Source organism: Variovorax sp. LG9.2 (assembly GCF_035018885.1).
Taxonomy (GTDB): Bacteria; Pseudomonadota; Gammaproteobacteria; order Burkholderiales; family Burkholderiaceae_C; genus Variovorax.
The window spans coordinates 85,242-99,890 of sequence record NZ_JASJXB010000006.1; the positions used below are offsets into that span (position 1 = coordinate 85,242).

16 protein-coding genes are annotated in these 14,649 nt (G+C 64.5%); 9 read left to right on the forward strand and 7 right to left on the reverse strand.

The genetic code is table 11. From position 1 onward, the window contains the following. The first annotated feature begins 7 nt into the window (after positions 1-7). Complete coding sequence (locus QN413_RS08240) at positions 8-619, forward strand: class I SAM-dependent methyltransferase (RefSeq protein WP_323496140.1); 612 nt, start codon at positions 8-10, stop codon at positions 617-619. Beyond that, entirely contained in the window at positions 616-1,347 is a 732-nt protein-coding gene (locus QN413_RS08245) for a glycosyltransferase (RefSeq protein ID WP_323496141.1), read from the forward strand. The genes QN413_RS08240 and QN413_RS08245 overlap by 4 nt, the downstream gene beginning before the upstream one ends. Before the next feature lie 68 nt (positions 1,348-1,415). On the opposite strand, the gene QN413_RS08250 is transcribed toward QN413_RS08245, so the two are convergent. The 4 genes from QN413_RS08250 to QN413_RS08265 are packed head-to-tail and all read right to left on the reverse strand — an operon-like array spanning position 1,416 to position 7,016. Continuing rightward, positions 1,416-1,592: a hypothetical protein gene (locus tag QN413_RS08250; protein WP_323496142.1), complete on the reverse strand. Its 177-nt coding sequence runs from the start codon at positions 1,590-1,592 to the stop codon at positions 1,416-1,418. A 22-nt stretch (positions 1,593-1,614) separates the two neighbouring features. Then, positions 1,615-4,026: a DNA topoisomerase IV subunit A gene (gene parC, locus QN413_RS08255; protein WP_323496143.1), complete on the reverse strand. Its 2,412-nt coding sequence runs from the start codon at positions 4,024-4,026 to the stop codon at positions 1,615-1,617. A gap of 28 nt (positions 4,027-4,054) precedes the next feature. Then, positions 4,055-5,041, reverse strand: a complete 987-nt coding sequence (locus QN413_RS08260) for a lytic transglycosylase domain-containing protein (protein ID WP_323496144.1) — start codon at positions 5,039-5,041, stop codon at positions 4,055-4,057. Beyond that, positions 5,019-7,016 (reverse strand): DNA topoisomerase IV subunit B, encoded by a 1,998-nt coding sequence (locus QN413_RS08265; RefSeq protein ID WP_323496145.1) that lies wholly within the window; start codon positions 7,014-7,016, stop codon positions 5,019-5,021. Before QN413_RS08265 ends, QN413_RS08260 begins: the two co-directional genes overlap by 23 nt. An 83-nt stretch (positions 7,017-7,099) precedes the next feature. Here QN413_RS08265 and QN413_RS08270 point away from each other — a divergent pair, with 83 nt between their 5' ends. From QN413_RS08270 to QN413_RS08295, 6 genes are all read left to right on the forward strand, one after another. After that, the gene (locus QN413_RS08270; protein ID WP_323496146.1) at positions 7,100-8,314 is read left to right on the forward strand and encodes an MFS transporter; all 1,215 of its coding nucleotides are present in this window, start codon (positions 7,100-7,102) and stop codon (positions 8,312-8,314) included. 5 nt (positions 8,315-8,319) lie between these two features. After that, a complete protein-coding gene (locus tag QN413_RS08275) occupies positions 8,320-8,460 on the forward strand; it encodes a hypothetical protein (protein ID WP_323496147.1) in 141 nt (46 codons plus the stop codon). Between the two features lie 29 nt (positions 8,461-8,489). Next, positions 8,490-9,035 carry a class I SAM-dependent methyltransferase gene (locus QN413_RS08280; protein ID WP_323496148.1) on the forward strand — a complete coding sequence of 182 codons (546 nt, stop codon included), beginning with the start codon at positions 8,490-8,492 and terminating at the stop codon, positions 9,033-9,035. A gap of 40 nt (positions 9,036-9,075) precedes the next feature. Further along, entirely contained in the window at positions 9,076-9,966 is an 891-nt protein-coding gene (gene dapA / locus QN413_RS08285; protein WP_323496149.1) for a 4-hydroxy-tetrahydrodipicolinate synthase, read from the forward strand. 119 nt (positions 9,967-10,085) lie between these two features. Further along, the gene (bamC, locus tag QN413_RS08290; RefSeq protein WP_323496150.1) at positions 10,086-11,171 is read left to right on the forward strand and encodes an outer membrane protein assembly factor BamC; all 1,086 of its coding nucleotides are present in this window, start codon (positions 10,086-10,088) and stop codon (positions 11,169-11,171) included. A gap of 11 nt (positions 11,172-11,182) precedes the next feature. Further along, complete coding sequence (locus tag QN413_RS08295) at positions 11,183-11,959, forward strand: MBL fold metallo-hydrolase (RefSeq protein WP_323496151.1); 777 nt, start codon at positions 11,183-11,185, stop codon at positions 11,957-11,959. 89 nt (positions 11,960-12,048) lie between these two features. Here QN413_RS08295 and QN413_RS08300 read toward each other — a convergent pair whose 3' ends face one another. The 3 genes from QN413_RS08300 to QN413_RS08310 all read right to left on the reverse strand — a co-directional run bounded on the left by QN413_RS08300 (position 12,049) and on the right by QN413_RS08310 (position 14,049). Next, the gene (locus QN413_RS08300) at positions 12,049-12,300 is read right to left on the reverse strand and encodes a hypothetical protein (protein ID WP_323496152.1); all 252 of its coding nucleotides are present in this window, start codon (positions 12,298-12,300) and stop codon (positions 12,049-12,051) included. A 104-nt stretch (positions 12,301-12,404) separates the two neighbouring features. Next, entirely contained in the window at positions 12,405-12,965 is a 561-nt protein-coding gene (locus QN413_RS08305) for a hypothetical protein (protein WP_323496284.1), read from the reverse strand. Further along, entirely contained in the window at positions 12,910-14,049 is a 1,140-nt protein-coding gene (locus QN413_RS08310; protein WP_323496153.1) for a cupin domain-containing protein, read from the reverse strand. Before QN413_RS08310 ends, QN413_RS08305 begins: the two co-directional genes overlap by 56 nt. Positions 14,050-14,063: 14 nt before the next feature. Between QN413_RS08310 and QN413_RS08315 the strand changes: the two genes are divergently transcribed. Continuing rightward, positions 14,064-14,588: an FKBP-type peptidyl-prolyl cis-trans isomerase gene (locus QN413_RS08315; protein ID WP_323496154.1), complete on the forward strand. Its 525-nt coding sequence runs from the start codon at positions 14,064-14,066 to the stop codon at positions 14,586-14,588. The last annotated feature ends 61 nt before the right edge of the window (positions 14,589-14,649 follow it).

Sequence of the window (14,649 nt, forward strand, 5' to 3'; positions counted from 1 at the left end):
TGCCCCCATGACCGACAAGACCGACAAGACCGCGTACTTCGACGCGATGTACGGCCACAGCGCCGACCCGTACGCGTTGCGCACGCGCTGGTACGAGCAGCGCAAGCGGGCCGTGCTGATGGCCGCGTTGCCGCACCCACGCTACGGCCTCGCCTACGAGCCTGGCTGCGGGGCGGCCGAGCTGACGGTCGAACTCGCCTCGCGCTGCGACCATGTGCTGGCAAGCGACTTCTCCGACAACGCCGTGACAGCCGCACGCGAGCGCACCGAAGCGCTCGACAACGTGCGCGTCGACAAACACGTGCTGCCGCGCGACTGGCCTGCTGCCGACGCGCCCTTCGACCTCATCGTGTTGAGCGAAGTCGGCTACTTTCTCGACGCCGCGGCCATGCACCGTGTGGCGCGTTGCTGCGCCGCATCGCTCTCTGCAGAAGGGGTGCTTGTCGCTTGCGATTGGCGGCCCGACTTTTCGGAGCGCGCTCTTTCCACGGAAGCGGTGCACGCCGCGCTGGCCGACATCGGCCTCCCGCAATGCGTGCGCCACGACGAAGACGATTTCCTGTTGCGGGTGTGGTCCCGCGACAGCCGTTCGGTGGCACAACTGGAAGGCATTCGATGATTGGTATCGTCATCCCCGCACACAACGAGGCCGATCACATCGGCGCCACGCTGGCTGCCGTGACGCAGGCGGCCACTCATCCGGCACTGAACTGCGAGCCGGTGCGCGTGATGGTGGTGCTCGACAGCTGCGACGACGCCACCGGCGCCATCGTCGAAACCTACGGCGCAGCGCACGATGTCACGACCTTGCCGCTGTCTGTCCGCAACGTCGGCATGGCACGCGCGGCCGGTGCCACCCGGATGATGGAAGACGGCGCGCGATGGCTCGCTTTTACCGATGCAGACACCATCGTTTCGCCCGACTGGCTGGTGAAGCAACTGGCGCAGGAGGCGGACGCAGTGTGCGGCTCGATCGGCATCGACGACTGGAGCGCACACGGCGCTCACAGTGAGTTCATTCGCGACCATTTCGCCCGCACCTACACGGACGCCGACGGGCACCGTCATATTCACGGGGCCAACCTGGGCGTGTCGGCCGAAGCGTACCGCCGCGTGGGTGGCTTCAGGCCGCTGGCGTGCAGCGAAGACGTGGCGCTGGTCGAAGCGCTTCAGGCGGCGGGTGCCCGCATCGCGTGGAGCGCGGCCCCGCGCGTGAGCACCAGTGCGCGTCGGAATGCCCGCGCGCGCGGCGGCTTCGGCGACACATTGCTGGCTGTGATCGCGGCTGGCATGTCGGCGGTAGACGCACCTATGACCGGCGGCAACGGACCGCTGATGTCCGCCTGAGACGCCTCGGACGCCTGACATGTCGGCGGCTCTGCCGACTGCGACTTTGCCAGCCAACCGCGCGGTTTCTAGCCGCCGCGCCGTTGCCGCGCGCGACGAACCTGGCGACTCTGCACCGCCTCGCTGGCGAGGCGCTCGCGGTTGCGCCGGTCTGCACGACGGCGCTTGCTGAGCCAACGCGACAGCGCGAAGCTGCCGATGCACGCCACCAGAAAAAACGAGATGCCGACGACGCCGAATTCCATGGCCGTTTCTTTCTTGCCGTGCTTATAAGACGCGGACGACGCTGGTCGGCTTGAAGCCGAGGTCCGCCGCCTTGCCCTTGCGGCCACGGCTGCTGCGCGCATTGTTGAGGGTACGAATCTCCAGGGTCTCGTCGCGTTCCTTGCCGCCGCGGCCGATGCCTTCGATTTTTACGCTGCGCGTGTAGGCGGCCGCACCGGCCAGCGTGTCTTTGGCTTCGAGGTCGATCAGGGTCAGTCCGCGGCCGCCCTTCGGCAGGTTCTTCATCTCGGCGATCTCGAAGGTCAGGATGCGTCCGCCGGTCGATGCGCAGGCCACGTGCGTGGCGGCGGGTATCGCTTCGCCCCCAAGAGCGCTTTTTTCGCCGATGTGCACCAGCGAAGGACGGCAGAGCTGCTCACCCTCGCCGACGTCGAAGAAGGCCTTGCCGCCGCGCTGCCGCGACATCATGTTGTCCACCGTCGCGATGAAGCCATAGCCGCCGGTGTTGGAGAGCAACAGGCTGGCGCTGGCCGGGCCCGCGAAATAGTGCGCGACCTGGGTGCCGCTGTCGAGCTCGATCAGCGTCGTCACGGGTTGTCCGTCGCCGCGGCCGCCGGGCAGCGATGCCACCGCCACGGTGTAGACGCGGACGCCTTTCTCCTTGGCCGTGCCGAACACGAGCAGCGTGTCGACCGTTCGGCATTCGAAGACGGCGTAGAGCGCATCACCGGACTTGAATGCGTACTCCGCAGGCGTCGTGCCCGCGACCACCTTCTCGCTGGCCCAGCCCTTCTGCGCGCGGACCCAGCCCTTCTGCGACACGATCACGGTAACCGGCTCATCGATCACCTTCACCTCGGCAATGGCACGTTTTTCGGCCTGGATCAAAGTGCGGCGCGGGTCTTCGAATAGCTTGGCGTCGGCTTCGATTTCTTTCACCAGCAAGCGACGCAATGCAGTCGGGCTGCCAAGAATGTCGTCGAGCTTTTTCTGCTCTTCCTTCAGGCCCTTGAGCTCCTGCTCGATCTTTATCGCTTCGAGCCGCGCCAGCTGACGCAAGCGGATTTCGAGGATGTCCTCGGCCTGACGCTCGCTCAGGGCGAAGCGCGCGATCAACGCCGCTTTCGGGTCGTCGGCTGCGCGAATGATCGCGATCACTTCGTCGATGTTCAGCAGCACCAGCTGCCGGCCTTCGAGAATGTGGATGCGGTCCAGTACCTTGCTCAGGCGATGGCGCGAGCGCTTCTCGACGGTGATCTCGCGGAAGGCGATCCACTCGTTGAGCATCTGCCTGAGCGACTTCTGAGTCGGCTTGCCATCGATGCCGACCATCGTCATGTTGATCGACGACGAGGTTTCCAGCGACGTCTGCGCCAGCAGCGTGGTCACGAAATCTTCCTGGCTGATGCGTGACGTCTTGGGCTCGAACACCAGTCGCACCGCCGCGTCCTTGTTCGACTCGTCGCGCACCACGTCCAGCACCGACAGCAACGCGGCCTTGAGCTGCGTCTGGTCGGCGCTCAGCGCTTTCTTGCCGGCCTTGATCTTCGGATTGGTGAGCTCCTCGATTTCCTCGAGCACCTTCTGCGTACTGACGCCGGGCGGCAGCTCGTTGACGACCAGCTGCCACTGGCCGCGCGCCAGCTCTTCGATCTTCCAGCGCGCGCGGACCTTGAGCGAGCCGCGGCCGGTGCGGTACGCCTCGGCGATGTCGCTGGCGGGGCTGATGATCTGCGCGCCACCTGGGTAGTCGGGGCCAGGCACGATCGCCAGCAACTCTTCTTCGCTCAGCTTGCCGTTCGTCTTGATGAGCGCCACGCAGGCGTCGGCGATCTCGCGCAGGTTGTGGCTCGGGATCTCGGTGGCCAGGCCGACCGCGATGCCGCTCGCTCCGTTGAGCAGCGTGAACGGCAGGCGTGCGGGCAGCAGGCGCGGCTCTTCCGTGCTGCCGTCGTAGTTGGGGATGAAGTCGACCGTGCCTTCGTCGATCTCGTCGAGCAACAGGCTGGTGATGCGCGCCAACCGTGCCTCGGTGTAGCGCATGGCCGCGGCGCCGTCGCCGTCGCGGCTGCCGAAGTTGCCCTGGCCGTCGACCAGCGGATAGCGCTGCGAGAAGTTTTGCGCCATGCGCACCAGCGCGTCGTAGGCGGCCTGGTCGCTGTGCGGATGAAAGCGGCCGAGCACGTCGCCCACCACACGCGCGCACTTGACCGGTTTTGCGCCCACTGCCCCATTCGTGCCGCCGAAACCGAGCCCCATGCGGGACATCGAATAGAGGATGCGCCGCTGCACCGGCTTCTGGCCATCGGACACATCGGGCAGCGCGCGGCCCTTGACCACGCTGAGCGCGTATTCGAGGTAGGCGGTCTGGGCGTAGTCGGCCAGGGTCAGCGTGGTGCCGTCGCCATCGCTGTCAGGCGGGCTCGTGAGGTCGAGCGGAGGTTGGGAGTCCATCGTCACAGTCGGTTCGAAGAAAAAAAGGTTACTGGGTGGCCGGCGGTGCCGTCACGGGCACCTCGGGCATGTAGGGCGAGGTCGGCGGCGGTGTCATGGGCAAGGCCGCACGGGGCAGAGAAGGCGCAGGGACAGACGAAGGCAAAGCCAAAGACGTCGAAGGCTCGGCCGACGTTTGCGGCGCGTAGGGCATGGTCGGCATCTGCGCGCGTTGCGCCGGCGGCATGTTGCCGCGTCCCAGCGCCCCGCCGATTTCCATGCGCACCCGACCGGGCACTTTGCCGCCACGAGCGCCGTACGTGGCGCCGGCATCCGGCTTCAGATAAGCATAGAGCTGCAGCACCGTCTTCACGTAATTCTGCGTCTCCTTGTAATTGGGAATCTTGTTGCCGGCACGCTGCACCGCGCCCTCGCCCGCGTTGTAGGCCGCAATGGCCAGGTCGAGCTCGCCCGGGAACATCGAGATCAAATCGCGCAGATAACGCGAGCCGGCCGCGATGTTCACCCGCGGATCGAACAGCTTGGTCTCGACGCTGCTCTTCTTGTCGGATTGCACACCGTACCGCTGCGCGGTCGCGGGCATCAATTGCATGAGGCCGATGGCGCCCTTCGGCGAGACCGCTTGCGCATCGAAACCCGACTCGGCCGCGATCAACGCCTGCAGCAGCTCGTAGTCGATTGCGTGGCGCTGCGACGCGTCGCGCAAGGCGGTCTTCGCGGTCTTGTAAGTCGGCGATGCCTCGAACAGCGCGATCAACGTTTGCGAAGCGGGCGGCACCATGCCGCTCGACGCATCCGGCCTCCCGCGCCGGCCCAGGCCATTGGCCGTGTCGAAACTCTGGCCGCCCTTGAAGAAGATCTGGTAGCGCGAGTCGAGCTTCTCGGCCGCGAAATGCGCCACGCCCTTTTCGTCGATGTAGCCGAAGATGTCGGCCGCCATCGCGGCGTGCTGGCCCAGCGCCAACAGCAGAGCGACTGCCGCGGTCCGAAAGCTAAACGTCGATCTCGACGTCATCGGCCCGCAACTCCATCAGCTCGCGTCTGGCGGCGGCCTCGCCCTTGCCCATCAGCTTGGTGATCTCGCCCTGTGTGTCGGCGAAGCTGAGCCGCCCCAGCCGCACCTGCATCAGGCGCCTCGTGTCCGGGTTGAGCGTGGTTTCCCACAGCTGTTCGGCGTTCATTTCACCCAGCCCCTTGAAGCGGCTGATGCTCCAGGCGCCTTCGCGCACGCCGTCCTTGCGCAGCTTGTCGAGGATGGCAACCAACTCGCCTTCGTCCAGCGCATAGACCTTCGAAGCCGGCTTCTTGGCACGCGCCGGCGCGTCGACGCGAAACAGCGGCGGCTTGGCGACGTACACGTGACCGGCGTCGATGAGCTTGGGAAAGTGACGAAAGAAAAGCGTCAGCAGCAGCACCTGGATGTGCGAACCATCGACGTCGGCATCGCTCAGGATGCAGACCTTGCCGTAGCGCAGGCCGCTCATGTCCGGCGTGTCGTCGGGTCCGTGCGGATCGACGCCGATGGCGACCGAGATATCGTGAATTTCGTTGTTGGCGAAGAGCCGGTCGCGCTCCACTTCCCAGGTGTTCAACACCTTGCCGCGCAACGGCAGGATGGCTTGCGATTCCTTGTCGCGGCCCATCTTGGCGCTGCCACCGGCCGAGTCGCCCTCGACCAGAAAAACTTCGTTGTGGCTGATGTCCTTGCTCTCGCAATCGGTCAGTTTGCCGGGCAGAACCGCGACGCCGGAGCCCTTGCGCTTCTCGACTTTCTGGCCCGCCTTCTGGCGCGACTGCGCGGCCTTGATCGCCAGTTCGGCCAGTCTTTTTCCATAGTCGACATGCTGGTTGAGCCACAGTTCCAGCGCGGGCCGCACGAAGCTCGACACCAGCCGCACCGCGTCACGCGAGTTGAGCCGTTCCTTGATCTGGCCCTGGAATTGCGGATCGAGCACCTTGGCGCTCAGCACATAGGAGGCACGCGCGAACACGTCTTCGGGCAGCAGCTTGACGCCCTTGGGCAGCAGCGAATGCAGCTCGATGAATCCCTTCACCGCGGTGAACAGCCCGTCGCGCAGTCCGCTTTCATGCGTGCCTCCGGCGCTGGTAGGAATCAGGTTGACGTAGCTCTCGCGCACCGGAGCGCCGTCTTCGGTGAAGGCCACGCACCATTCGGCCCCCTCGCCTTCGGCGAAGTTATCGGCGTTTTTGTCGGCATGACCGGCGCCTTCGAACAAGGGAATGACCGGGTCTCCGTGCAGGCTCTGCATCAGGTAGTCGCGCAGGCCTCCCTTGTAGAGCCACTGCTGGGTCTCCTTGGTCTTTTCGATGACCAGCGTCACGGTGACGCCCGGCATCAGCACCGCCTTGCTGCGCAACAGGTGCGTCAGCTCGGCCATCGGCAACACAGCTGTCTCGAAATACTTGGCGTCGGGCCAGGCGCGCACGCTGGTGCCCTGGCGGCGCTCGCCGGCCTCGAGCGGACGGATGACCAACGGCTCGATCACGTCGCCAGCGCTGAAGGTCAAGCGCGCCGACGAGCCTTCGCGGTGCGAGCTCACTTCGAGCCGCGTCGACAGGGCATTGGTCACCGACACGCCCACGCCGTGCAGGCCACCGGAAAAGCTGTAAGCGCCGCCCGATCCCTTGTCGAACTTGCCGCCGGCATGCAGCCGCGTGAACACCAGCTCGACCACCGGCGCTTTTTCTTCCGGGTGCATGCCGAACGGAATGCCGCGGCCATCGTCTTCGATGCCGACCGAGCCATCGGCGTGCATCGTGACCTTGATCTTCTTGCCATGGCCGGCGAGTGCCTCGTCGGCCGCGTTGTCGAGCACTTCCTGAATGATGTGCAGCGGGTTGTCGGTGCGGGTGTACATGCCCGGCCGCTGCTTGACGGGCTCGAGGCCTTTCAGGACGCGGATGGAGCCTTCTGAGTAGGCGGGCGGCGTGGACTTGCTGGAGGAAGCGGATGAAACTGGGGTAGCCATGGCCGCGGATTGTATGCGTCCACTCACGTAAAGCTGGATGGACATACAGATGTCGACCTTGCGCTTGCGGCTACATTTTCCGGATGAATGCCACCGCCCGCCCCCTCTCGATGTTCCAGGTCCTGCTGTGTGGCGCCATGATCGTCACTCTCTCCATGGGCATTCGCCACGGCTTTGGCCTTTGGTTGCAGCCGATCACTCAGGAACAGGGATGGACGCGCCAGACCTTCTCGCTCGCCATCGCGATCCAGAACCTCTCGTGGGGCGTGATCGGTGTTTTCGCCGGCATGCTGGCCGACAAGCTGGGCGCCTTCAGGGTGCTGCTGATCGGCGCGGTCCTCTACGCGGTCGGGCTGGCCGGTATGGCGCTCTCGCCCACGCCGCTGCTGTTCGCGATGACCGCCGGGGTGCTGATCGGCGCAGCGCAGGCCGGCACCACCTACGCGGTGATCTACGGCGTCATCGGGCGGCAGATTCCGGCCGAGCGCCGCTCCTGGGCGATGGGCGTAGCCGCAGCGGCCGGTTCGTTCGGACAGTTTTTGATGGTGCCGATCGAAGGGCAACTCATCGCGCAACTCGGCTGGCATACGGCGCTGCTGGTGCTGGCCGCGCTGGTGCTGCTGGTCGTGCCGCTGGCCTTCGGCTTGCGCGAACCGGCACGCATGGTTGTCGCCGGACACCGGGAGCAAACCATCGCGCAGGCGGTGATGGAAGCTTTTCGTTATCCGAGCTTCGGCCTGCTGATGGCGGGGTACTTCGTGTGCGGCTTCCAGGTGGTGTTCATCGGCGTGCACATGCCGAGCTATCTGCGCGACAAAGGTCTGTCGCCCGAGGTAGCAAGTTATTCGCTCGCTCTCATCGGGCTCTTCAATGTGTTTGGCACATACGTCGCCGGTTCGCTCGGCCAGAAGCTGGCCAAGCGGAAGATCCTGGCGGCCATCTACTTCGGCAGGGCCATCGCGATAACGCTGTTCTTGCTCGTGCCGGTGTCACCACTGTCTGTCTACGTCTTCGCTGCCGTCATCGGCTTCTTGTGGCTGTCGACGGTGCCGGTGACCAATGCGCTGGTGGCGCAAATCTTTGGCGTGACGCACTTGTCGATGCTGAGCGGCTTCGTGTTTCTGGGCCATCAGGTCGGCTCGTTCCTCGGCGTCTGGCTGGGTGGTTTTCTGTACGACCGCACCGGCAGCTACGACGTCGTCTGGTACATCGCGATCGCACTGGGGGTGTTCGCTGCGCTGATCAATTTGCCGGTCAAGGAAAACGCCATCGCGCGGCCGATGCCGCAGCTCGCCTGAACTGCATGAAACGCTTGCAGCATCCTCGTCTCATTACCGCTCTGGCCTGGGCGATCGCACTGGTCGCGCTGGGCGCCGTGTTCATGCTCTATGCGCGGCCAGCGTTCATGGTGACGTTGATCGATCAGCTTTGGGCATGCTTTTGAGCACGGCGCCGAACGCCATCGATAGCGCGATGTCACAGCCGTCCGCGTGGATCGTGCGTTGGTCGCGCCTTGTCCCTGCAGGCGGCCGCGTGTTGGACGTGGCATGCGGCGCGGGCCGGCATCTGCGGTGGTTTGCGGATCGCGGCCATGCAGTGACAGGCGTGGACCGCGCACCCGACGCCGTCGCATCGGCAGCACGCTGGGGCCGCGCCCTGCAGGCAGACATCGAAGCCGGACCGTGGCCCTTCGCCGGAGAAAACTTCGACGTGGTCGTCGTCACCAACTACCTCTGGCGACCCCGGCTGCCCGACATCGTTGCGGCTGTCGCTCCCGGCGGCGTGCTTCTGTACGAGACCTTCGCGGCCGGCAACGAAACGATCGGCAAGCCGTCGCGGCCCGACTTTTTGCTGCAGCCGGGTGAACTGATCGCGGCCTGCGCCGGACTGCGCGTCGTGGCCTACGAACATGGCTACGAGGCGACGCCGCCACGATTCGTTCAACGCATCGCGGCCGTGCGGCTGGACGGGTCGGGAATCCCACTACGCCAACTGCTCGGGGCACCGCCTAGCCCTTAAGTAGAATGCCAGTTTTCGTCCAACCGACAAAGAGACCCCCTTGGAGCAACTGACAGGCAGCATCGTCGCGCTCGTTACGCCGATGCACGACGACGGCAGTGTCGATTACCCCGCACTGCGTCGCATCATCGACTGGCACATCGACGAAGGCACGGATTGCCTCGGCGTGGTCGGCACCACCGGCGAATCGCCGACGGTCGACGTCGAAGAGCACTGCGAAATCATTCGTGTATCGGTCGAGCAAGCCAAAGGCCGCGTGCCTGTCATGGCTGGCTGCGGCGCCAATTCGACCAAAGAAGCCATCGAGCTCGCCAAGTTCGCCCGAGGCGTTGGCGCCGATTCGCAACTGCAGGTCGTTCCTTACTACAACAAGCCGACACAAGAAGGCCAGTACCGGCATTTCAGGGCCATCGCCGAAGCCGTCGGCGATTTGCCCGTTGTGCTCTACAACGTACCTGGCCGCTCCGTCGCCGATATGGCGCACGACACCGTGCTTCGGCTCGCTCAGGTGCCGGGCATCATCGGCATCAAGGAAGCCACCGGCAACATCGAGCGCGCCCAGTGGCTGATTCGCGATCTGCCAAAAAGCTTTGCCGTGTATTCCGGCGACGACCCGACCGCAGTGGCACTCATGCTGTGCGGCGGTCAAGGCAACATCAGCGTCACTGCCAACCTGGCACCGCGCAAGATGCACGAGCTTTGCGTGGCGGCGATCGCCGGCGACGTCAAGCGTGCGATGCAGCTGCAATTCGAGCTCATGCCGCTGCATCGCAACCTGTTCGTCGAGCCCAACCCGATTCCTGTGAAGTGGGCGATGGCGCGACTCGGTTTGTGTGGTGGCGCGCTGCGTCTGCCGCTGACCGAGCTCGACGAGGCCAGTCGCCCGGCAGTCGAAAGCGCATTGCGCGCGACCGGCCTGCTCAAGGACTGAATTCATCTTTACTCCCGCAGATCGAAGTCGCCGGCAACCTTTTGGCCGGAACCTGCTCTGAAGCTGTGGTCGCTGCGACCCATCGATTTGATCGAAACATTCCAACAAGGAAGACCACGTTGAAGAACTTTTTTACGCGCTTTGCACTGCTGGCCCTGGTGGCCAGTCTCGCGGCCTGCTCCGTGCTCGAAAGCGACAAGATCGACTACAAGAGCGCCGGCAAGGCGCCCAGCCTCTCGGTGCCGCCCGACCTGTCACAGCTCTCGCGCGAAAACCGGTACGCGGTTCCAGGCGGCGCGGTTTCTGCCAACTCGTATCAGACCGGCATGGCCAACGCACCGGGCCTGCCGACTTCGGTCAACGCCATCGGCGACGTGCGCATGGAGCGCTCGGGCACGCAGCGCTGGATCGTAGTCAACCGCACGCCTGAACAGCTTTGGGACCCGGTCAAGGACTTCTGGCAGGAGAGCGGATTTTTGCTGACCACTGAGCAGCGCAACGTCGGCATCATGGAAACCGACTGGGCAGAAAACCGCGCCAAGCTGCCGCAGGACATCATCCGTGGCGCCCTCGGCAAGCTGGTCGATTCGGTCTACTCGACCGGCGAACTCGATCGCTTCCGCACGCGCCTGGAGCGCACCCCCACCGGCACCGAAATCTTTGTCTCGCACCGCGGCATGGTCGAGGTCTATAACAACCAGCGCCAGGACCAGACTGTGTGGCAGACACGCCCGGTCGATCCTGAACTCGAAACCGAATTCCTGCGACGCCTGATGGTGAAGCTCGGTGTGACACAAGAGCAATCGAAGCTGCTCGCCGCGACGGCTGCGCCGGCACAAACCGCACGCATCGTGTCGGTCGCGGGTCAACCGACGGTCCAGATCAACGAAGGCTTCGAGCGCGCATGGCGTCGTGTCGGCCTGGCGCTCGATCGCACCGGCTTCACCGTGGAAGACCGGGATCGCAGCGCCGGTATCTACTTCGTGCGCTACGTGCCACCGAACGCCAACAAAGAACCCGGCTTCTTCGCAAAGATCATTACTTTCGGCCAGGCAGGCAAGGCCGACGCACCGCTCAAGTTCCGCATTCTGGTCAAGGGCCAGGGCGAAGCCAGCACGGTGTCGGTCATGAACGACGCCGGTGCGCCTGAAACCTCGGCGAATGCGCAACGCATCGTTCAGGTTATTGCCGACGATTTGAAGTAAGGCGCGAGGCGATGCTGCGTTTCCGCAGTCTCGGCAGCGGGAGCACCGGCAACGCCACGCTGGTCGAGGCGACCAGTGCGGGGCGGACCTCTCGTCTGCTCGTCGACTGCGGCTTTGCGCTGAGGCACCTCGACGCACGGCTGGCCCGCGCCGGTCTCGCTGCTGCCGACATCGACGGCGTGTTCGTGACCCACGAGCATGGCGACCATATCGGTTGCGCTCATGCATTGTCGCGGCGCAACCGCATCCCCGTCTGGATGAGCGAAGGCACATGGCTCGCCACCGGCGCGCGCGATTTCGAAGGTCGCCTGCACTTCGCGCTGGATGGCAACGACATCGCGATCGGCGAGATCCATGTGCAGCCGTTCACCGTGCCGCACGATGCCAAGGAACCGCTCCAATTGCGCTGCAGCGATGGCGCCCGGCACCTTGGCGTGCTGACTGATCTGGGCCATGCAACGCCGCATGTGATGCAGCGGCTCATCGGTCTGCATGCAATGCTGCTCGAGTTCAATCACGACAGCGACTTGCTGGCGGGCTCGGCCTATCCGCCGTTTCTGAAGCATCGCGTGGGCGGCAACTACGGCCACCTCTCGAACGCCGCAGCGGCCGCCATCGCACGCGCTGTTCATCACGATGGCTTGCGTCATGTCTTGGCGGCGCATCTGAGCGAGCAGAACAACCGGCCCGACATCGTGCGACGTGTGCTGGCCGAAGCGCTCGGCGCCCAAGAGCACGAGATGCTCACGGCGACTGCGGTTGAGGGCAGTGGCTGGCTCGACGTCTGACGGAGCGCTACGCACCTTCAGCTATAAAAAAAGCCGCCTTCGAAGGCGGCTTTTTTATTCACGCGGCAACGTGGTACCACATGAATGCATCACTTAGGTGCGGCAGGATCAGTCGGCTTGGTTGGATCGGCGGGCGTCATCGTGGACGTGTCCGCAGGTGCCGAAGCAGCCGGTGCAGGTGTCGCGGTCGCGTCGGGTGCCGGCGTCGCCGCAGGTGCCGCAGGTGGGGTCACCACGACCGGTGCGGGGATCACGACTACGGGAGCAGCATCTTCTTTTTTACTGCAGGCGGTGAGAGCGGCGGCGGCCATCAAGGCGGCGATCAGAACTGACTTATTCATGAGATTCCTTTTTTTAAAGCGACGATGAAAGCAATTGTCTAAGACAAAATTCTAGTGCCGCAACCTTTCGAAAAGATGTCGATGCACCAATTCAGGCCATTGCCTTACAGGCCCAGCGTCGATGCCGGAAAGCCGGGCCTGCCCTGACGTAAACATTCGTCCAAAAGTTCTCTTAAGCCGCCGCGTCGCTCGCGATCCCGACCGCACACTCCCCGCCCCTTGTCGATGTCGATACGTTGCAGAAACCACGTCGGCGTCCAGATGGCACTGGGTACCGCCGGCGCGCCCGCCACATTGCAAATACGGCATTCGATGATGTGGCTCCAGGTCTGGCGCCATTGCACAAAACGCGCGTGATGGCGCGCGAACACGTCGAAGTTTTTGGCAAGTACCACGCAGCTTCGGCCGGTAGCCGACCACGCCTGCAGCGCCGCGACGGTCGATCGATCGCCCAGTGGCCAATCGCTGAAATCGGGATCGCTCAACACGATCTCACGCCAGCCCTGCGCGGCCGCGGCGTCGAGCGCAAGACGCAGGCTGGACTCGAAGGCTTCGCGGCCGTCGAAGGCGCCCTCAGGCAACGGAGGCAACTTAGGCGAATCAGCCAGATCAGCTGGCATGCAACCACCCCGCTTCGCACCAGTCGCCGAGGAGCGCCAAGGCATCGTCACTGGCACGCGCCAGGTCTCTGGTTTCGAGCGTGCGTCGATCGGCCAGCCGACGCATCAAGGTCGCGTCGCGGCCACCTGCGCGGAAGCTCTCGCCGTTGATGTAGAGATGCCGCGCGTCGTAAAGCATGCGCGTGCGACGGTCGAGCGCCACCGATTGCATATCGCTCGGCACCGCACCCGCGTCGAACCACACGTTGGCCTTCGGCTCGGTCATCGATTCGCCGAGCGCGCGGTCGATGGCGTCGACATCGAGAAGTGCGCGTTGCACTGCCGCGCGCGCAAAAGCCTGAAGCGCGGCAGGCACGGCAGCAGGCGTATCGACTGCAGACTGCGACGGATCGCGATAGTGGATTTGCGAGTGGGCCGGCGCGTCTTCCAGTTCGTCGGCGCTAGCCTCGGCGATGCGCGCCAGCAGGTCGGCACCGAGGCCAGCCGCAGCAGGCGCCCTGAGGCCGATCGAATAGGTCATGCAATCGCCGCCAACCGCCACGCCATCGTGCGCATAGCGCGGCGGCAGATACAGCATGTCGCCGGCGTCCAGCACGAACGTTGTCTCGGGCTCGAAGGTCTGCAGGATCTTGAGCGGCACGTTTTCTTGCAGCGAGAGATCGCGTTGGCGTCCTATCGACCAGCGCCGTTGGCCGCTCGCCTGCAGCAAAAACACGTCGTAACTGTCGAAATGCGCGCCGACGCCACCGGTGTCGCTGGCATAGCTGATCATCAAGTCGTCGAGCCTCGCATCGGGCAGGAAACGGAACGACTGCATCAACTCATGAGCAGCGTCGCGGTGCAGATCGACGCCTTGCACCAGGAGCGTCCAGCCCGGCTGCGCGCGCGGAGGCAGACTGCGTTTGCCGAAGGGACCGTGGCGCAGTTTCCAACCACCGGCCGCATGCCGAATCAGGCGCGATTCGACGTCGTCCTGGCTCGCCAGCGCAAAGAGCGCATCGCGATCGACCGGGGGTTGAAAGCCGGGAATGGCCTGGCGCACGAGCAGCGGCTTCTTCTGCCAGTGGCGTCGCATGAATTGCTGCGCGGTGAGTCCGCCGAGCAGCGGCAAGGGTTGTGTTGTCTCCATGGGAGAATTCTGCAATGGAAATCTCTGAACAATGTGTGGTCGGGCTTACCTGGACCATGAAAGACACGCTGGGTGAAGTGCTCGACGTGCTCGACGATCCGGTGGAGTTTTTGGTGGGTGGCGACGATCTGTTCGACGCCATCGAGCAAGCGCTGCAGGGCCATGAGCCCGGCGCCAAGGTGCAACTTCAGCTGGAGCCTGAACAGGCTTTCGGCGACTTCAACGACCAGCTTCTTTTTCTGGAGCCGCGTGCGCTGTTCCCCAAGGAAATCGAAGAAGGCATGACCTTCGACGGCGCCGCCCTGCCGGCGGGCGTGAGCGATGGGATTCCGAAGGCTGCGATCTACGTCGTCACCGAGGTGTATCCGGATCATGTGGTGCTAGACGGCAACCACCCCCTTGCCGGCATTGCGCTCAGGCTCGACATCTCCGTGCGATCGGTGCGCGAGGCGACGGAGGACGAGGTCGGTCGAGGGACGGCCGGCACAAGCTTTTTCAAGCTGTCGCCCACGGCGCCAGGCAGCGACTTGCTGCACTGACAAATCCTCATCCGCAAAAAAGCCGGGCATGCCCGGCTCTTTCAATTCGCCAGTGGCGAAA

What these genes read in the sequence shown, in the direction of transcription:
- QN413_RS08275 (WP_323496147.1), top strand. Translation starts at nt 8,320, where the DNA reads ATGAAACGCTTGCAGCATCCTCGTCTCATTACCGCTCTGGCCTGGGCG.
- parC (WP_323496143.1), bottom strand. Translation starts at nt 4,026, where the DNA reads ATGGACTCCCAACCTCCGCTCGACCTCACGAGCCCGCCTGACAGCGAT.
- QN413_RS08305 (WP_323496284.1), bottom strand. Translation starts at nt 12,965, where the DNA reads ATGCCTTGGCGCTCCTCGGCGACTGGTGCGAAGCGGGGTGGTTGCATG.
- QN413_RS08295 (WP_323496151.1), top strand. Translation starts at nt 11,183, where the DNA reads ATGCTGCGTTTCCGCAGTCTCGGCAGCGGGAGCACCGGCAACGCCACG.
- QN413_RS08265 (WP_323496145.1), bottom strand. Translation starts at nt 7,016, where the DNA reads ATGGCTACCCCAGTTTCATCCGCTTCCTCCAGCAAGTCCACGCCGCCC.
- QN413_RS08280 (WP_323496148.1), top strand. Translation starts at nt 8,490, where the DNA reads ATGTCACAGCCGTCCGCGTGGATCGTGCGTTGGTCGCGCCTTGTCCCT.
- QN413_RS08250 (WP_323496142.1), bottom strand. Translation starts at nt 1,592, where the DNA reads ATGGAATTCGGCGTCGTCGGCATCTCGTTTTTTCTGGTGGCGTGCATC.
- QN413_RS08310 (WP_323496153.1), bottom strand. Translation starts at nt 14,049, where the DNA reads ATGGAGACAACACAACCCTTGCCGCTGCTCGGCGGACTCACCGCGCAG.
- QN413_RS08300 (WP_323496152.1), bottom strand. Translation starts at nt 12,300, where the DNA reads ATGAATAAGTCAGTTCTGATCGCCGCCTTGATGGCCGCCGCCGCTCTC.
- QN413_RS08245 (WP_323496141.1), top strand. Translation starts at nt 616, where the DNA reads ATGATTGGTATCGTCATCCCCGCACACAACGAGGCCGATCACATCGGC.
- QN413_RS08270 (WP_323496146.1), top strand. Translation starts at nt 7,100, where the DNA reads ATGAATGCCACCGCCCGCCCCCTCTCGATGTTCCAGGTCCTGCTGTGT.
- QN413_RS08260 (WP_323496144.1), bottom strand. Translation starts at nt 5,041, where the DNA reads ATGACGTCGAGATCGACGTTTAGCTTTCGGACCGCGGCAGTCGCTCTG.
- QN413_RS08240 (WP_323496140.1), top strand. Translation starts at nt 8, where the DNA reads ATGACCGACAAGACCGACAAGACCGCGTACTTCGACGCGATGTACGGC.
- QN413_RS08315 (WP_323496154.1), top strand. Translation starts at nt 14,064, where the DNA reads ATGGAAATCTCTGAACAATGTGTGGTCGGGCTTACCTGGACCATGAAA.